Annotated in this window: 14 protein-coding genes; 9 read left to right on the top strand and 5 right to left on the bottom strand. The window is 57.3% G+C overall.

Annotation, left to right across the window (positions count from 1 at the left end; genetic code table 11):
• Positions 1-60: 60 nt before the first annotated feature.
• Complete coding sequence (locus tag GSQ80_RS20195; protein ID WP_158789476.1) at positions 61-630, top strand: hypothetical protein; 570 nt, start codon at positions 61-63, stop codon at positions 628-630.
• 490 nt (positions 631-1,120) lie between these two features.
• Positions 1,121-4,156 carry a hypothetical protein gene (locus tag GSQ80_RS20200; protein ID WP_158789477.1) on the top strand — a complete coding sequence of 1,012 codons (3,036 nt, stop codon included), beginning with the start codon at positions 1,121-1,123 and terminating at the stop codon, positions 4,154-4,156.
• A 125-nt stretch (positions 4,157-4,281) separates the two neighbouring features.
• On the opposite strand, the gene GSQ80_RS20205 is transcribed toward GSQ80_RS20200, so the two are convergent.
• From GSQ80_RS20205 to GSQ80_RS20215, 3 genes are all read right to left on the bottom strand, one after another.
• Positions 4,282-5,010 (bottom strand): hypothetical protein, encoded by a 729-nt coding sequence (locus GSQ80_RS20205; RefSeq protein WP_158789478.1) that lies wholly within the window; start codon positions 5,008-5,010, stop codon positions 4,282-4,284.
• A gap of 203 nt (positions 5,011-5,213) precedes the next feature.
• Entirely contained in the window at positions 5,214-5,996 is a 783-nt protein-coding gene (locus GSQ80_RS20210) for a hypothetical protein (protein WP_158789479.1), read from the bottom strand.
• Between the two features lie 332 nt (positions 5,997-6,328).
• On the bottom strand, positions 6,329-7,225 hold the full coding sequence (locus GSQ80_RS20215) for a serine protease (RefSeq protein ID WP_158789480.1): 897 nt from the start codon (positions 7,223-7,225) through the stop codon (positions 6,329-6,331).
• Positions 7,226-7,382: 157 nt separating this feature from the next.
• On the opposite strand from GSQ80_RS20215, the gene GSQ80_RS20220 reads away from it, so the two are divergent.
• From GSQ80_RS20220 to GSQ80_RS20235, 4 genes are all read left to right on the top strand, one after another.
• On the top strand, positions 7,383-9,113 hold the full coding sequence (locus GSQ80_RS20220) for a TonB-dependent receptor (protein ID WP_158789481.1): 1,731 nt from the start codon (positions 7,383-7,385) through the stop codon (positions 9,111-9,113).
• A gap of 90 nt (positions 9,114-9,203) precedes the next feature.
• Entirely contained in the window at positions 9,204-10,193 is a 990-nt protein-coding gene (locus tag GSQ80_RS20225) for a VTT domain-containing protein (RefSeq protein WP_158789482.1), read from the top strand.
• Positions 10,194-10,330: 137 nt separating this feature from the next.
• Complete coding sequence (locus tag GSQ80_RS20230) at positions 10,331-11,314, top strand: VTT domain-containing protein (RefSeq protein WP_158789483.1); 984 nt, start codon at positions 10,331-10,333, stop codon at positions 11,312-11,314.
• 46 nt (positions 11,315-11,360) lie between these two features.
• Positions 11,361-12,407 (top strand): hypothetical protein, encoded by a 1,047-nt coding sequence (locus GSQ80_RS20235; RefSeq protein WP_158789484.1) that lies wholly within the window; start codon positions 11,361-11,363, stop codon positions 12,405-12,407.
• A 3-nt stretch (positions 12,408-12,410) separates the two neighbouring features.
• Here GSQ80_RS20235 and GSQ80_RS20240 read toward each other — a convergent pair whose 3' ends face one another.
• Positions 12,411-13,676, bottom strand: a complete 1,266-nt coding sequence (locus GSQ80_RS20240) for a geranylgeranyl reductase family protein (RefSeq protein ID WP_158789485.1) — start codon at positions 13,674-13,676, stop codon at positions 12,411-12,413.
• A 220-nt stretch (positions 13,677-13,896) separates the two neighbouring features.
• Between GSQ80_RS20240 and GSQ80_RS20245 the strand changes: the two genes are divergently transcribed.
• On the top strand, positions 13,897-14,625 hold the full coding sequence (locus GSQ80_RS20245; RefSeq protein ID WP_158789486.1) for a TIGR03435 family protein: 729 nt from the start codon (positions 13,897-13,899) through the stop codon (positions 14,623-14,625).
• A 10-nt stretch (positions 14,626-14,635) separates the two neighbouring features.
• Here GSQ80_RS20245 and GSQ80_RS20250 read toward each other — a convergent pair whose 3' ends face one another.
• A complete protein-coding gene (locus GSQ80_RS20250) occupies positions 14,636-15,727 on the bottom strand; it encodes an LLM class flavin-dependent oxidoreductase (RefSeq protein WP_254059813.1) in 1,092 nt (363 codons plus the stop codon).
• Between the two features lie 168 nt (positions 15,728-15,895).
• Here GSQ80_RS20250 and GSQ80_RS20255 point away from each other — a divergent pair, with 168 nt between their 5' ends.
• Together GSQ80_RS20255 and GSQ80_RS20260 are read left to right on the top strand one after the other, a co-directional pair.
• On the top strand, positions 15,896-17,629 hold the full coding sequence (locus tag GSQ80_RS20255) for a hypothetical protein (RefSeq protein WP_158789488.1): 1,734 nt from the start codon (positions 15,896-15,898) through the stop codon (positions 17,627-17,629).
• Positions 17,602-18,537, top strand: coding sequence for an ABC transporter ATP-binding protein (locus GSQ80_RS20260; RefSeq protein ID WP_158789489.1), 936 nt, complete (start codon positions 17,602-17,604; stop codon positions 18,535-18,537). Before GSQ80_RS20255 ends, GSQ80_RS20260 begins: the two co-directional genes overlap by 28 nt.

Below are 18,537 nucleotides of genomic sequence, written 5' to 3' on the forward strand. Positions count from 1 at the left end.
GCAAAACTTAGCTAAAACGCTCGCCTTGTACAACCGAGTGCACCGGGCCAAGCTTTGCAAATGGGCCTTAATAGATCAGTCAAACGTAAAGCGACTAAGAAGCCTGCCACCCGCCGCCGTGCAGGAAAGAAACCTACTGCACCCAGAAACGAAGCGCAATATCTCGCTAAGCCAGAGACCTTCAAAGATACCTGGGAGCGCGTCATCGAAGCCATTTCGAAGATGCGTAATGGGAGGGTTTCGCTCACTCAAGCTGCGCGTGAAGCACGTGTCAGTCCTCGCACTGTGACCAAGTATGGAAAGTCAGCATTGCGCAAGGGTAAGAGTGGAAAGTACGTCGTCACGAAAAACGACAATCTTCTCCGAATCCTCTCGATCCCAACAGTCAACGGACCGCAATCAATTGCAGTACGCGGATCAAAGCAAGCCAGTCTCCTCGGTGAGTACTGGAACGCAGTTCATCGCTATCTCCAGACCGGTGACACCTCAAGGCTGAGAGAGTTTCACGGTCAAAAGATCACAGATGCAAGTGGTGTAGAGATTCCCCTGCTGGTCGATCCAGCTGCTCTGAATCACTTGGGATCTGCCGGTGTGTTGTCGTTTGAATCCATCTACGCGAGGACCACATGAATCAGCACGAAGCACAATTCGATCCGTTTGCAGTCACTCGACGCAAGGCCGTAAAGACGCGAAGCGCTGGAAAGCACATTCGCTGCGTGTGTGGCGAATCACGAATAGAAACTCTCATCGCGAACACCGGAGTGTGCATGCGATGCCAACGAAGAAAGGAAAGGAAAAACACTTTGGACGACCATCATGTAGCAGGAAAGAATAATAGCTCGGTGACAGTGCCTACTGACGTGAACGATCACCGAGCGCTCAGCGAGGCTCAACGGTTATGGCCCCGAAAAACAATCGAGAATCCCCACGGCTGTCCGCTCATATCAGCAGCTGGGAGCATTCGTGGTTTCGCTGATTATGTTCTCTATCTCATCGATCACGTCTTGCGGTGGATTGCAGAGTTGCTGGAACTGCTCAGTCAATACCTGGAAGAACAACGCGGGCCTAAATGGTGGATAAACACACCCCTTAACCGATTCTCGAAAGGAAAGTGAAAACAATGTCGAATCCTAAGCCTCTCCCAATCGCCGTTCGCGTCTATCCAGAGGCCTCCAGCGCAGAGCCAGCGTCCGGGATTTCCCGCATTATCAATCGAAAGGCATGGCGGCTACCGAATGCGATGCTCGTATTCGACACGGAGACGTGCGTCGATCCAACTCAGCGGCTCACGTTCGGAAGCTATCGATACATTGTTGAAGGTGTATGCCTTGAGGAAGGGATATTCTATGCGCCCGATCTCCTGGAAGCTGATCTCAAGATCCTAGAGAACTATGCGTGGATTCATCCGGCAAATGCCGCAAACAAGATATTGAAGCTGGTCACACTGAAGGAGTTTCTCAAGAAATTCTATTCGGCTGTGTACCAACAGCGTTGTCTGCTCGTCGGCTTCAACGTCCCATTCGATCTCTCCCGACTCGCTTGTGGGTTCTCTGCCGCTCGCGGACGGTTTGCCGGTGGATTTTCTCTAGAGCTGTGGTCATACACAGATCCAAATGGCAACGAGGTGAAACATCAGTATCGGCCACGGATCGCAATAAAGCACGTCGACAGCAAACGAGCGTTGAAGGGTTTTACCGGGCGGAGTAGCTGTGACGAGGTCGATCTGATTCCGGAAGGCTCTGAATCGGGAGATCCTGAGAAGGGCTACAAGTTTCGTGGTCATTTCTTGGATCTCCGAACATTGGCGTTTTCTTTGACCGACAGAGGGTACTCGCTCACAAGCGCATGCGAGGCTTTCGACGTGGAACATCCAAAACAGACGATCCACACTCACGGTGTGATCAACGATGAATATATCGATTACAACCGCCGCGACACTCTGGCTACTGAAGAGCTAGCCGTGAAACTGCTTGCTGAATATCACAAGCATCCCATCAATCTTCAGCCAACCAAGGCCTACTCTCCGGCTTCGATTGGTAAGGCATACCTGCACAAGATGGGAATTCAACCGATCCTCGAACGTCAGTCCGATTTCCCAAAAACATATTTGGGCTATACACAGTCTTCTTTCTTTGGAGGTCGGGCGAGCGCTCATCTACGAAAGATCCCGGTTCCAGTCGTGTACACCGATTTCCTTTCAATGTATCCGACCGTGAACAGTCTCATGGGGCTATGGGCTTTCGTCACCGCCAAAGAAATCAAGGTCCTTGAGCATTGCGAGAAGGCCATCACAAAACTGCTCAAGGAAATTTCGGTCGATCGTCTGTTTGATCCCAGAACGTGGCCACAGCTGATCGGCTTCGTCCAAGTCGTTCCGGATGGCGACGTCCTTCCATCGCGCAGCAAGTACAGCGCAGTCAGCAATGACTGGCAAGTCGGCGTCAATCACCTTTATAGCGACCCTGCCAACCCAACTGCACTCTGGTATTCACTCCCTGACATCGTCGCCTCGGTTCTCCTAACTGGCCACGTTCCAAAGATTGTCGACGCATTTCGACTGAAAGCTGTCGGCAAGGTGACTGGCTTGAAAAGCGTCTCCTTGCGTAGTGAGATCGACGTCGTTCCGAGCTGCGAAGACTTCTTCAAGGTCGTTATCGAGCAGCGTAAGCGACTCGTACGACGCTCGGACTTGCCACCAGCTGAAAGAGCCAAGCTCGACAAGGCCCTGAAGGTCATTGCAAACGCCACGAGCTACGGGATCTATGCCGAGATGAACCGGCAGGAATCCGATGAAAAGGTCTCGGTGACCTGTCATGGAATTGATTCTGATTCATTCACCTGCAGCGTGACGCATCCCGAAGTTCCTGGGAAATACTATTTCCCTCCGCTAGCGTCCCTGATCACGGGTGGCGCACGGCTCATGCTCGCGTTGCTGGAGAGGTGCATTGTTGATCAGGGTGGGACCTATGCGATGGAAGACACCGATTCGATGGCCATCGTTGCCACAGAACGAGGCGGGCTGATTCCGTGTCCAGGCGGATCATCCATGCTCCGCAAAACCGCTGCGATCAAAGCGTTGTCCTGGAAGCAAGTCCAGGAAATTCGAGATCGATTTGCATCCCTCAACCCTTACGATCAGACAGCCATCCTCGGATCGATCCTCAAGATCGAGGATGACAACTTCGATCCGAAATCGGGCAAGCAAAGACAGCTCTACTGTTTGGCCATCTCGGCTAAACGATACGCGCTCTTTCTCAAAGGTAAACGGGGAGCTCCGGAGCTCCTTCGCAAGGGTGTGAACAATCCTGTCGATCGTTGGTCTGAGCATGGTCTCGGCCATCTGCTTAACCCCACAGATCCTGATAGTGACGATCGTCAGTGGATCGCTCAGGCTTGGCTACAAATGATCCACAAAGCAATGGGCTTGCCCGTAGAAAGTTTGGGATTCGAAGACCGCCCAGCCGCCGGTCGAGTCACCGTGAGCAGTCCGGCTGTTATCCATTCCTTGAGAAGCCTGAATGAGAACAAAGCATATCCGGACCAAATCAAGCCTTTCAACTTCCTGCTGACTTGCCAGGTAAAGCCACTAGGATTTCCGAAAGGCGCGGATCCAGAACACTTCCATCTCATATCGCCATATAGCAATGACCCGGCCCAATGGGTTAGGAACGACTGGACAGACCAGTACTCCGGCAATACTTACCGAATCACGACAACCAGGCACAGCGGCACCAGACGAACAGCACTCGTCAAGACTTACGGAGATGTGTTGTGCGAATACGAATTCCATCCCGAGGCCAAATGCTCTGACGCGACTGGAGATCCCTGCAACAAGCAGACGGTGGGCTTGCTTCAGCGTCGGCAGATCTGCGTTGAACTTGTTAGGTTCATCGGCAAAGAATCGAACCAGCTGGAGTCCGTGGATGCTGGCCTCGTGCATTCCGACGGGGAGATCTATACCGAATACGTCGACAAAAGCCGCGACGAATGGACGTTGAAAATTCTGCCGGTGCTGAAGGAAATGCCCCTTGCGGTGCTGATTCGTGAGACTGGGTTGTCTAAGCGTGGACTGCTGGATATTCGGGCAGGGCGAAGCAGGTCACACCCGGGCAACCGGGCGCGATTGATTTCCATTGCTTGCAGGATGGGCAAATGAGCCTCTCGAACTCAGCGGATGTGAACACGGAAACCTTGTCGACACCAAGAAGAGGTTCATCAAACCACGCGTTCAGTGTCATCAATTCTCATCTTGTTTCTGATGGAAGAGAGCACGATCATACTTCACTGTGAAATTGGGTTTTTCCAAAATTCCATTGGGCCAACCTCAGAAGATATCCCTTCGGTCCAGGATGGACAAGGCTCTTTCGCGACGAACTCATAGCCGGTTTCTTGCGTTTTCGATTTCCGGACATGGACGATTGTGTAAGGCGGCCCGACTCCCTTTGGGTCTTGGTCGTGTGCCTTGTTAAGAATCTCTGTTAGTGCTTCATGCGGGTGTAGCAGGACCCAGTCGTCGGGCCGATCGTATTGGACGGGGTGACCAAACATGTGGACTGAGGGGGGGAAAGTTATGGTTCCATTCGGCGTATTCACGATGGGCTTCAAGTCTTGAATCGGATGCCATCCTGAAACCGATGGTGCCCAATATTTGTACTGCACCTGGCCTAGCCAGTTTCTTGATACCGGTTGACCCATGGGCTCGACTTGCAGGAGCTCGCCACCTCCATCGGTGGGGTCTGAGGGTAACAGAACGATGCTTCTTGAAAGCTCCGCAACGAACTCATCTTGCAAGGGGATCTGAAAGGGTGTGGATTCTAGATTGTCTAACGTGACCGTTGGATCGTTTATCACGTAAACCATTTCAGCTTCAATGTCTCGCTTAAAAGTCAATCTGAGCCGCTCCTTAAACTCGGTCGCGAGCGTCGTGGTAGACAGAAGGTCCTCGACCTCCTTGTCTGTTGAATACAAAGTGCCGTCGCTGCGCGTTCCCACTGTATTCCCGCTTTTCAAGAGCCAACCAAACTTCGTTAGGTGAACTTTGCATACCGTTTGAGTGCGGTCGTTTCCTAACGTCCGAACACTGTCGGAACCTATCCAATAGCCGTCCGGGGTATAGATGACAACGATAATCGTCGCGTAAGCGCGGCATACACCAAATAAGAGGAGACAAGCACTAAATAGACGACTAGCCTTCATAATCATTGACCCACGCATCAGTCGTTCGGGACCATCGGACAAAAAGCGGGCCGGCGCACCCACCGAAAATCTCCATCAGAGTCTACTGTTGCGACTTGGACTGGACCCATAAGTTCACTGTCGCGATGCTCCTTGGTAGCAACATTTTCTTCATTGACGATGTCGCTCTCGACTTTGCCAGTGGTGTCGTCCACAGCGTGTCCGGTCATTCTCATAGCAGGTGGCTTCAGGGTTATGTTCTTGTAACCAGTCGGGCATATGCCAGGGCAGGACACAATCTTGGGAAACAGAAAACCCTTGTTGCCCTCATAGTGAACGATGAATTCGATTGCGTGAAGATATGGAACTTTCGAATCCGCTCCTGCCATAGCTACCTGGAGTACTGAGGAGCCTTCCGGAAATTTTGAGGAGACCCCTTTACTCGCGAGCGCTGTGCCGAGACCGGTAGTCAGAGCAGCTATCATCACTGGTTCTTTTTGTTGCCACGAGCCTTTCGACGCGAGGATACTTCCTACTGTCTTAGATACGTCAAAGACTCGATGTTTGTGAGAATCATAGTTGTAGATCCCCGCAATGACAAATACGACCGCGGAGCTGATGTGCACTTTGCAAATAGGACCGTTTTGTATTTCTTTTGATGTTGCAGCATCCACCGTCGAACTAGAGCTGTCAATCGCGATCGCTACAAGTGCGGGAGTTCGTTCGACCGCAAATGTGGTGCCGTGCCTGGCACTCTGAGAATGTGTTGGCGAAACGGCTAAGAGTAAAGTGAATAGAACAATAAGCAGCGAACATTTCATGAGGTCTCCTCGCTAATAGCAGATCGCAAGCACTGTCATTAAAGTCCCGGTATCATTTTGTGAACGGCTAGAGAATAGCAGATTGTGGAGGGCGAAGGCCGTGATACATAAGGTAGAAAGTCTCAAAATATCTTTGAATTTAACTCAAAAAGGCAATCGGAACCGAGCCAGGATGAGACTTCGTTTCTTGCTCTTGACAGCCGTACTTGTCTTCGGGTGTGGAACCGGAATTCTGGCACAGTCATCGATTGCACAAACCGAGATACAGTCCGCATTGACGCACGGATGTGACACATCCCTATTCAGAATTACCGATCAAGTTCAGTCAATGCCTACCGTGTTTTTTCAGCCGACCTCCCTTGAGCAAAGGCGTATATGTGCTCAACAGACACCGCAGATCCGGAACCGGCACTCAAGTATGCATCTAAGACGCCGATCAACTGCAAAAGCGAAGCATTAGGATCCACCCCCATGATGGATACACTCGAACCGCTTTGTTGTCCTCGTTGAATTTGTTGAGCGACGTTTTGCAGATTCTCATTGATTCCTCCGATCTTTATCTCGACGATTCCGATTACTTCGCTTGTCTTGTAATCCACAAGCGCGGAGCCCGAGAAGCCCTTTGCAATCGGAGCTTGGACTTGAATCATACTTTTGCTAAAAACTTTGCCGTTCAAGGTACCCGCCGGTAGCTGGTAATGCGACGCGATGGTTCCTGTATAGGTGACAGCATTCGGAAGATCTAAAGGGAACCCCATTAGCAAAACAGGAGTGCCGTCTTCGCGAGCTTTGGTACTAAGTTTTAAAAAGTTTGGGGTGACTCGGTCGACCTTAAGCATCGCGGAGTCGTCGAATGCGGCGATGTCGACGGGAACATCCACAGTTGTCGCGGGCAACCTGGTGCCATCGCTGAATACAACCTCGATATTAGTATCGTACTTTACTGCTAGAGTGCCTTGTGGCGTGGCATAGGGCGTACCAATGACGTGTGTCGCCGTCATAATGTCTCCCGAGCTGCTGACGACAAATCCACTCCCATTTCTCTTTCCACCCACCCAAATAGACACGACGGAGGGACGTAATTGCTTAATCTTGCTCGTCAGGTCCTCGGCACCTGCGCCCAGTCCTGAGGACTTTTGAGCTGACAGGGTTGAAGATGCGATTAGAAGGAGTGCTGCCGCGTAAAAGTGCTGTCGCCACAATGCTCTGCTTAGCGCGAAGATGTTCACAGGATTCCTTGAAGCTAGATTTCAATGCTTGCTCAAGGACTATATTCCATGATGGCCGTTAGGGACACTCTTATTTCACAGAGTTGTAATGAAAACCCTCGGGCTTTGTCATGCCCCTGTACGTAAAGTTGATGCCAAACCAATTTAGCGGCACCGCTTGTTTGAACTTCGTAACACTAATTTGGTGGAGGGGCAGTTTCCGGATCCTCTGTCTCCTATCCCCAATGGAGCTTGTCCGAGTATTGTCGCGACGGTGCACTACTTTTGCTTTCGCAGTTTCACGCAGAGCTTTGGAGCAACGGACACTCAGTTTGTGACGCACAATGTTTCGGGCTTTGTGGAGGACGCGATACGGGTGCGGAGCGATCTTTCGGTGACGCTCGGATTGCGTTACGACTACACGCTGCTGCCGAAACCGCAGACGGCGAATCCGCTGCTGGATGAAGATATTGAGGCGATCGGAGGCGCGATCCATGGGGCTACCGGCACATTTCCCGAGGATCGGAATAATTTTGGGCCGCGGCTAGCGGTGGTTTGGTCGCCGAGTGCGGTGTGGGGGTTGCCAAAGCGATGGAAGCCGAAGACTGGGCAGATGTTCACTTTGCGTCTGGGGTATGGAGTGTTCTATAGCCACATTCCGGGGGCAACGGTTCGGGCGGCGCTGGTGGATACGGCACTGTCTTCGACGACGACCCACGTGCGGATACGGCCGACGACGATCACGGACTGTCCACAGATAACAGCGGTGCAGCAAGGGTTTGGATATCCGTGCGCCTACACGTCGGCGCCGCCGGCAGCGGTTGCGACGACGACTTCCGCGACGGTGTTTGCGAGCGGTTACCGGGTACCGATGGTGCAGCGCGGGGAGCTCGCGGTGGAGCGAGGGTTGGGGCATCACGCGAGTGTGCGGTTGAACTATGTGATGGCGATGGCGATTCAGTTGCCAGGCGCCACGGACATTAATATTTCGCCATCGCCGGGCATGGTGAGTTACGAGTTGCAGAGTGTGGATGGCGCGCTGAACCGGTACAAGGGGCTGCAGGAGGGTGAGACGTTTGAGGTGCCGTTGTATGACCAGCGGCCGATTGCGAACGTTGGACCGGTGACGGCGCTGGTATCGAATGCGAATGCAACGTATCACGCGGTGACGGCGGAGGTGCAGGCACATGGGCTACGGTGGGTTGGGCTGCGCGAGCTGGAGCTGCGCGGGAGTTATACGTATTCGCGGTCGATCGATTATGCGCCGCAGGCGTCGGCGACACCTTTGCTTGATGGGCAGTTCGATCCGTTTCGTAATGGCTATGACAAGGGGCTTTCGAACCAGCAGTTTCCGCAGAGGTTTGCGGGGGTGATGGCGCTTCCGCTTCATGAAAGGAAGGGGCCCAAGGCTGTGAGGCTCGTGCTGGATGGGTGGCGCGTGTCGGCGATCGGGACGGCGAGCAGTGGGGCGCCGTATAGCTACAAGATCTTTGGGGGAACGTATTTGAAGGGTGGGCGTGAGTCGATCAATGGATCGGGGGGAGCGACGTACCTGCCGACCGTGGGTCGGAATACGCTGCGGCTGGCGCCGCGGGGGAAGGTAGATCTGCGGCTGGGGCGAGAGGTGAAGCTGGGACACGGGATGAATTTGAATGGGTTTGCTGAAGCCTTCAACTTGTTCAATGCCGAGAACATTTCGAGCGTGGAGACGCGTGCGTTCCAAGTGGGGACGGCGAATACGATCGGAAATTCCACAGCGACGGGGCCTACGCCGCTGGTGTTTCAGAATGCGGCGGCGATTGCCATCGAAGGGCTGACGACGGAGGTGCCGTTTGGGACGCCGAGCTCGTCGACGACGGGAACGAGCCGGGAGCGGCAGCTGGAGCTCGGGGTGCGGCTGCAGTTCTGACGGAAGAAGTGTCGGATGGAGATAATTGGTGGCGCAGGTGGCAGGTAACGGCATAGTATCCCGGTAGCTAAGTCGTCGGGAGTGTGGCTTATGAACCTGCTGGAGTTGGTCGGTCACCATGGCTATGCGGTGACATCGATCGTTGTGTTCAGCGCGTGTTGCGGTTTGCCGCTGCCATTGTCTGTGGTGTTGTTAACGGCGGGTGCGGCGGCGCATGGTGGGTCGCTGAATCTGGGGTTGGTGATTGTGTGCGCGTGGAGTGCCGCGCTCGCGGGCGATATGCTGATGTACCTAGGGGGACGTTATACAGGTTGGTGGTTGCTGACGAATATCTGTAAGTTCAGCATGAACCAGGAGGCGTGCGTGTTCGGGTCGGCGCAGCAGTTCTACAAGCGCGGATCGAAAGCCCTGCTGGTAGCGAAGTTTGTGCCGGGATTGGCGGAGGTGTCGTCGGTGCTGGCGGGCAGCCTGAGCATGCGGCCGCGCAGATTTCTGATGCTCGACGGGCTGGGGATCCTGGCGTATGTGACGGTTTGGAGCGTGGCGGGGTTTGTGTTTGCGCGGTTCCTGCGCGTGGCGATTGGATGGGTGGAGCGCGTGGGTCATGTGACCGCGGCCATGGTGGGTGGGATCGTTGTGCTCTATGTGTTGTGGATGATACTGAGCCTGCTGCGCGAGACAAGGCTTCCGAAGGTGGAAAAGATCAGGGCGAGGGACTTGCAGAGACATCTGAAGACGGCGAGGCCGGATCGGCTGCTGATTATTGCGGATGTGCGCTCGCGGGGATATTACGACCCGGGAATGCAGAGGATTAAAAACTCGATTCGCGTGGATCCGGGTCGATTGAGGGAGGATCTCGAGGTGTTGCAGGAGTTCATGTTGCCGCAGCCGGACTGCGAGATCTATCTTTACTGCTCGTGCGCGCACGAGGCGACGAGCATGCGGGTGGCGCGGATGCTGCAACGGGAAAACTGTACGACCAAGGTCATTCGGGGTGGGCTGAAGGCGTGGGTGAAGGCGGGAGGGCCGGTGGAACCGGTGCCGCACGACGATGTGGAGCACCTGCCTCGCTTCGATTGAGGGGTACAAATCCGGCAAGCCACACAAAGTACGCGGGCGCACTGAGTTTGGGTAGTGGGGTGTGACGCGGGTGGGCGGGGATGCATCCAACGGCGTAGCATCGACGTATACACACAAGACCCCTGGGAGTTGTACAGATGAACCTGTTGAACGTGATTGCTCACCATGGGTACGCGGTGACATCGATCGCGCTCTTTGCGGCTTGCTGCGGTTTGCCGATGCCGATTTCGGTGGTGTTGTTGACGGCCGGTGCGGCAGCGCATGGCGGGTCGCTCAACCTGGGGGTGGTGATCCTGTGCGCGGCCAGTTCTGCGCTGCTGGGCGACACGCTGATGTACCTGGGCGGGCGCTTTACGGGATGGTGGATGCTGACGAATATCTGCAGGTTCAGTATGAATCCCGAGCTATGCGTGTTTGCGTCGGCGCGGCAGTTTTACAAGCGTGGACCGCGGGTGCTGATATTTGCGAAGTTTATACCGGGTCTGGCGACGGTGGCGGCGATCCTGGCGGGCAGTTTAAACATGCGACTGCGGCGCTTCCTATTAACGGATGGGTTTGGGGTGTTGCTGTATGTGAGTGCGTGGACGTTGGGCGGCTATCTTTTTGCGCATGTTTTGCGGATGGTGATTGCGGGGGTCGAACGGTTAGCGCACTTTACGGCGGCGACGGTGGCGGCAATTATTTTGCTATACGTGCTGTGGCTGGTGCTGAGTGCGCTCCGCGAGTCGCGGCTGTCGGCGGTGGAGAAGGTGGCGGCGCAGGATCTGTTCGAGATGATGCGCACCGCGACGCATGATCGGCTGCTGATTATTGCGGATGTGCGCTCGCACGGGTACTACGATCCGGGCATGCAGCGGATCAAGAACTCGATACGCGTGGAGCCGAGCCGGCTGAAGGAAGAGTTGGTGGCGTTGCGCGAGTTCATGCAGCCGGAGTGCGAGATCTATCTCTATTGCTCGTGCGCGCATGAGGCGACAAGCGTGCGCGTGGCGCGGATGCTGGAGAAAGAGAACTGCGCGACCAAGGTGATTCGCGGGGGGATGAAGGCGTGGGTGAAGGCCGGCGGGCCTACCGAGCCGGTGCCGCTTGGAGATGTGGAGCATCTGCCGCGGTTTGAGTAGGGGCAAGCGGGTGCTGATCCTTCATTCAGGCGCGCTATAATCTCGCGTGGCTTCTACTGACACCGTCGAAGAAAACATCGGTCGACCCTGGGCATGGTGGCAGCGCGCATTGTTCCGATTTGCAGCGTTATTCTGGGGCTATTGTTGTCTGTTCAACCCGATTGTCCTTTCGCAGGTTACATCGCTTGGGTCTTGGATTAACCGGTGGATTCTATCCTGGACGGTCTTTGCATTGCTGCGTCCTCCTAAGATGCTCGAGGATTGGTTTGCAACACATGTGTTTTACCTGACCGGCGTTGCGGCGACTCGTCATCCTACAGGTTCGGGTGATACTGCGCTGGACTGGATTGGGATGCTGTCGTTACTCGTATTTGCGGCGGCAGGGGCAGCGATCTGGAGTACGATCGGCGAGTGGGGAATTGCACGGCGCGGATGGCGAAGGGACTATCGAACGCTGTATGCGTGGTTGCTGCTGGCGATGCGTTTCACCCTGGTCAGTATTTTGTTTGCCTACGGAATCTCGAAGGTATTCGATTTGCAGTTTTCACCGCCAGGCGTCCGAGTGCTGAACGAGCGATATGGAGATTCCTCGCCGATGGAATTGATGTGGACGTTTGTGGGTTTCTCTGTGCCCTACACGATCTTTTCGGGCTTGGTTGAGGTCATACCAGGAATTCTGTTGTTGTTTCGCCGGACGGCGGTCCTGGGGGCGTTGATGGCCGTTGCCGTTATGCTCAACGTGGCCTTGTTGAACTTCTGCTACGACGTGCCAGTGAAACTGTATTCCAGTTTGTATGTTCTTATGGCGCTGTTTCTCCTGCTGCCGGATGTGCCGGCCCTGTTCCAATTTTTTCTGCGACGACGTGATGCACGACTGGGCGGTGTCTGGGTAAGGCGTCCGAAACGCAGGTCGCTTAGGGTAGCGGGATACTGCCTTTGGGTGTTGGTGATTGGACATCTGCTCTATATGCAAGTGAGTGCTGACGCCAAACGATGGGGTCAGAGGAGAACGAGCCCTGCTGAGACGAACGCTGGATATCCCCTGATGACAAGGGGATTTCATTGGGTGCAGGAGTATCCGTATAGTCGGTAAATGCTAGACGAGTTTTGCCAGTGCGGTGATTAGGCTGGTGTGGGGCAGGCCGTCGGCGTAGGTTTTTAAGATGAGGCCGCGCATGAAGGGGAGGCGCATGGCTTTGAAGCCGCGCTCTGGTTGGGCGTAGAAGGCTCTGGCTGCGCGGTGGGAGAAGGTGAGGGTTTTGAGGAGTGGGGCGAGGTGGTGGGCGTAAGCGGCGGCTACGTCGTTGGGGTGATCGTTGAGGTCGCATTCGAGGATCGCGGCTGCGGCGGCTTGGCCACTAACGATGGCGGAATGGATGCCTTCGCCGGTGAGCGGGTCGACGAGGCCGGCCGCGTCGCCGACGAGTAGAATGCGGCCACGGGGGATGTAGGTATGGCCACCCATGCCGAGTTGCTGTCCGGTGATGTGAGCGAGGTCGGTGACGCCGAGTTTTTGCTGTGCGTAGTCGAGGAGAAGGGCGCGAGTGACCTGCTTAAGCTGCGCGTGGGACGCGCCAGTCGCGGGTGCGAACGCGCCGACGCCGATGTTGATGTGGTCAGCCTTGGGAAAGAGCCAGCCATAGCCGCCGGGTAGGGGCGCGAAGTCGAAGACGAGGTCGTGGGGCGCTGCGCCGTTGGGGAGGGTTGCGGGGAGCGAGGTGTAAGGGACGGTGGCTTCTAATGCGAAGCCGTCCTCCTGCGCGGAGGGCGAGGGGGCTTCGCCGTGACAGTCCTGACGATGGAGGCGGCGGGTTTGGCCGTTGGAGCCGTCGGCGCCGAGGAGGATGGGGGCGCGGAGGGTTTCGGGGCCGCGGGGAGTGGCGACGTCCAGCTCGACGAAGTCGGGGGATTCGTGGAGGGCAACGATGCGTTCAACCTTGCGGAGTTCGACGCTGCCGCCCTGGCGCGCGGCGAGCAGTGTTTGCTGGAGGCAGAAGTTGTCGAAGCGCTCACGCACAGCCATTGCGCAGATGGGGTTGCGGGTTTTGACGCGCACGTCGGCAGACTTATCGGCTGCGGGGGGACTCGTGGAATCCCATGTCCCAGAAGCGGGACGTGGGGCACCCGGATTGCTGGCGGATTGAAGCACGATCTCGTGGCAGACGCGCTCGATGACGGGGTCTATGGAGTAGCGGAGGGCCTTGAGGGTTTTGCGGGTGAGGCCGCAGGCGCAGGGTTTGTGGCGCGGAAAGCTGCGCTTGTCGAGCAGGATAACGTGCTTGCCGGCTTGCGCGAGGTCGTAGGCTGCGGCGCAGCCTGCGGGTCCTGCCCCGGCAATGAGGATGTCAACTTCGCGAATCATTTGTTTGGTATGAGTTTAGTCCGTTCGACCGGAGATGGGCGACCCTTTGTTTCGCGGGCTTGATTCGCGCCGGGGAGACGCGTGAGCGAGGTCGCATAGCGCCGTGCACCGAAATGAGGGGAACAAAGTTGAAGTGCTCGCCGTACACCCCGGTGCAACTCAAGAACGGAGACATATGCCCAGAAATACTCTTGCAAGTGAAATCGGGAAACGCGCGGTTGTGTCCGCACTGTTAACGCTGGGCATTTTGGTAGTCGTGAAGCCTGCGTCGGCGCAGGCCGCATTTGACGTTGCGGTGATTCGGCCGAGCAGTGGGGAAGTGAAGTTCGAGCGTAATGGGAAGACCGAGGCTGCGTTCGGGACGCTGAAGATGCACGATGTCACGATCAGCAGCTGTATCCAGTGGGCGTATGGGAAACCGCAGGTGTTGATCACCGGGCCGGCTGCGCTGACGGGGGCGCGCTATGACATTACCGCGAAGACGGATCCGCATGCGACCAAGGAGCAAATGCAGGAGATGCTGCGGACGTTGTTGAGGGAGCGGTTCAAGTTGGCGTTCCATGCCGAGAAAAAAGAGATGCGAGTGTATACGCTCACCGTCGCGAAGAGTGGGATCAAGATGAAGCCATCGGCTCCGGGCGTGGAGATGCATCACGAAAACAGCGCAACCGGGATGGTTGCGCAAGCGATCACGATGCAGGAGTTGGCGGACTATCTGTCGGATCCGCTGGATGCTCCGCTGACGGACAACACGGGGCTTACGGGCCGATACGACTTCATCATCGACTTCACGCCGTACGTGAACATGGAGCAATCGGATGTGAGGCCCGATCCGGCGGCGGTGCTGAAGTCAGCGCTGAGGGGCGATTTGGGGCTTGATTTGGTGCAGGGTAAGGCGGTGGTGGATGTGATGGTGGTTGATCATGTGGAGGCGCCGTCGGAGAACTGATCGTTGCGGGTTAGGCGGCGGCGTTTAGGCCGATGGCTTTGGCGAGGAGGGAGTAGCTGCGTTTGCGGGCTTCATGGTCGTGGGTGATGGTGTTGATGATGATTTCTTTGAGGTGGATTTCCTGGGCGAGGTTGCGGAGTTGGGCGGCGACTTTGTCGGGAGTGCCTACGAAGTAAGTGGGCCACTCGTTATCTTCGGGGGCGTCAAAGCTGCCGGCGGTGAAGGGGATCAGTGGGTTGGGTGCGGCGGGTAGGGCATCGAGCTCGCGGAGAGCATCTTCGGGGGTGGCGACGGGGCGGCGGTCGTCCATGCGGATGCGGCGCTGGAGGAGGCGGACGGAGGCGTGGAGGCGCTGGGCTTCGGCGTCGGTGTCGGCGGCGATGACGCCGATGGCGAGGGTGGCTTCGGGAGCGGAGCGGTCAGGGCTGGGTTGGAAGTTGGCTTGGTAGTACTCGATGGCGCGGCGGGTTTGGATGGGTGAGAAGAAGTGGGCGAAGGCGTAGGGCAGGCCTTGTTGCGCGGCGGTCACGGCCGACCACATCGAGGAGCCGAGCAGCCAGATGTCGGGCGCGCCGGGGGCGTCGGGCGCGACGCGGATGCGAGCGAAGGGGTGGTTGGTGCCGAGGAGATCGGGGAAGCGCTCAGGATGGAGGAAGGCGCGGAGCTCGGCTAACTGCTGTGGGAAATCATCGGGGACGGGGGACTTGCGATCGCGGCGAAGGGCGAAGGCTTCGAGCTGGCCGCCGCCGGGTGCGCGGCCGATGCCGAGATCGATGCGGTTGGGGAACATGGCGTGGAGGGTGCGAAAGACTTCGGCGATCTTGAGCGCGGAGTAGTGTGGGAGCATGATGCCGCCGGTGCCTACGCGGATACGTTTGGTTTCGGCGGCGGCGCGGGCGACGAGGATCTCGGGCGCGGTGGAGGCGAGGAGATCCATCGCGTGGTGCTCGGAGTACCAGAGGCGCGTGTAGCCGAGAGCGTCGACGTGGCGGGCCAGGTCGAGGGAGTTGGCCAGCGCCTGCGAGGGCGTGAAGCCGGCGGGGACGGGAGATTGGTCGAGAACCGAGAGGCGGAGAGGGAATTGACTGGCGGAAGTGCCCATGAATCTTAGATGATGGTGAGCACGCTCCGGATGGGACGATCTCGTAGGCAATCTCGGATGCATCTGACGAATGGGTGAGATTTGTGAAACATTCGCGCGGGCAGGGCGTCCAATCCTGCATTGGACGGGCAGGATGATTTGTTCTGCAGAGGCGTCTTGGAGGCGGCCTTGAAAGTTTCGTTGAAGGCCTGGTTGAAGGATTCGTTGACGAGTCGACAGTGCGTGGCAGGAGTCGCGTCGGCGATGTTGCTGATGTGCGCCGGTGCGCTGTACTCGCAGGACCCGGATCCGTTGGGCGCCTTGCGGCATGGGCCGTTGGTGGTCTGGTACCTGGCGGCGTCTACGCGGCCGCCTCAGTCAAATCTGAATGCGATTGCTGCTTTGCACAATGCGACGCCCTTGAACTACAGCGAGCGGAGTACCGGGAACTTTGGGCAGAACGCCTCCACCTTCGGACAGAATGCAGGAAGTTATGGCGTGGACGCGGATAGCCGCACCATCAGCACGCCTTCGATACCACCCGATCAGAACGCAACGACCGCAAAGCCCAACGGCATTGGATATCAGCAGAAGGATTTGAGTAACTTCGGTCAGAATTCGGCGGGGTATGGAACGGCCGCGAGCAACTACGGGCAGAATGGCAGCACTGCCGGCCAAAACGCGGCGAGTTATGGGACCGAGGCAAGCCGCTATGGAACGGCGGCGAGCAATGTGGGGCAGAATGCGTCGGATTTTGGAAACACGAACGGCAGTGGTGCGCCGACAGAGGCAGCAAATTCCGTCGCGCCGGCCCAACAGCAGGGGCCTTTGAGAAATGCGCAGGCGGAGCAGGTGAAGGAGGGTCTGCGTGAGGCCTTCCCTGACCTGCAGATGCGGTTTATCGCGGTCGATCCGGACCAACTGAAGGCGAGGCTGATGGGGGCGCGCGGGACAGTGGACTATCCGGATGTGCTGCTGGGAACGTTGCCCGCTGCGTGGTGGAGCGGCATGGACACGGACTTTGGGCTAGGCATGTTGCAGCCCGCAGTCTTCTATCCGAATGGCGTCACGGATAACTCCGAGGGCGAGCCGGAGGTTGCGATTCTGATGCATGCGCCACATATGCAGGCGGCGCGCGCCTTTGCGCTGTGGATGAGCGAACCAACGTCGGACTGTCCAGGATGCGTGCAGGCAAGTCTCGCTGGCAAAGAGGCCACTGCGGCGACGGTGGCGAAGGCTGCCATGGAGCGGCTGCTCAACGGCGATCCGCTGGGCGGTGCGGCCGATCCGGATCTGGTGATGGACTCTTCGCGCGGTGTGCGGAGGATGCTGGCCATTATGGGCAGCGCTTCGGGCAGCACGGCGGCGCCGAATGATGGTGTGCGTGTGCAGGTGGCGGAAGTTTCGGCGAACGGCGGCCTGGCGGCGGTTGCGCTGCGCGTGGTGGTGTCGTCGCCCGGGGGGTATGGTGTGGCGCATCCGTTGGTGGTGCTGCGCGCAGGAAAAGATGGGCAGTGGAAGGTGCTGCAGATGTCGCTCGACATGCCGCAACACGAGCAATCCAATGTGCGCCAGGCGCTGATGGTGAGCAGTCCGCCGACGTCCGCAGAGCAGAGTTCCGGAGTGAAGGGTATTGCGCAGGCTTCGCCGCAGGATGGGCAGAATGTGGGGCAGATACCGCAGCTGGTATGGGATAACCGTGGTGGTGCGGGACTGCAGGTGGTGGAATGGCAGCGCGGTGAGGGCGGTGCGTGGTCCGACGCGCGACTGTACCTGGTGGAGGACCGCAATCCGACGCTGCGTACGCAGGTGATGGCGGAGTTCGCCAATGCCAATGGCCGCTATCGATGGCGAGTGTGGAGTGTGGGCGCTCATGGCGCGGTAGAGATCAGCCCATGGCGAAGCTTCCGGTTGATTCAGTAAGAACAGCGTTCCGCGAGATTGTCCGCGCGATCCGCTATGCTCGAAGAGTGAGTGTAGATCCACAGAATGTTGCTTCGTCGCTGCTGGCCGTTAAGGACTTGAGGATCGCTTTCTCCGGTCAGGAGGCCGTGCGGGGGATCTCGTTCGACATTGCGCCGGGAGAGACGCTGGGGCTGGTGGGTGAGTCTGGTTCAGGGAAGTCTGCAACGTCGTTAGCGCTGCTGCGGCTGCTGCCACCGAGTGCGGCGATCAGCGGCTGCATTCAATTTCTACGCGTGGATGGTGCCGTGGAGGAGCTGCTGAGCCTGCCCGAGGAGGCGATGCGGCGGCATCGCGGACAATCGATTGCGATGATCTTTCAAGAGCCAATGACGGCGCTGAATCCCGTGATGAAGGTGGGGCGGCAGATTGCAGAGGCGCTGCTGGCGCATGCTCCGCGAACGCCGCGAGCACAAGTGCGTGAGCGAGTGCTCGCGGCGATGCGTGAGGTCGCGCTACCGGATCCGGAGCGGAGGATGGAGGATTATCCGCACCAGTTTTCCGGTGGCCAGAGGCAGAGAATCGTGATTGCGATGGCGCTGATCTGTAAACCGCGTCTGCTCATCGCAGACGAATGCACCACGGCGCTCGATGTGACGGTGCAGGCGCAGATATTGGAACTGCTGAAGACGCTGAAGCGCGAGCACAACCTGTCGATGCTGTTTATCTCGCACGATTTAGCGGTGGTGGCACAGGTGGCGGACCGCGTTGCGGTGATGCGGCACGGCGAGATCGTGGAGCAGGGCAGTGTTGTCCAGGTGCTGACGCGGCCGCAGCACGACTACACACGTAACCTTCTGGCTTCGGCGCCGACGATGCATACTCTTCGGGACCGACCTCTTGCTACGATGGTGCGGTCGGGCGTCTAA

It is taken from the genome of Granulicella sp. L46 (assembly GCF_009765785.1).
Classification (GTDB): domain Bacteria; phylum Acidobacteriota; class Terriglobia; order Terriglobales; family Acidobacteriaceae; genus Granulicella.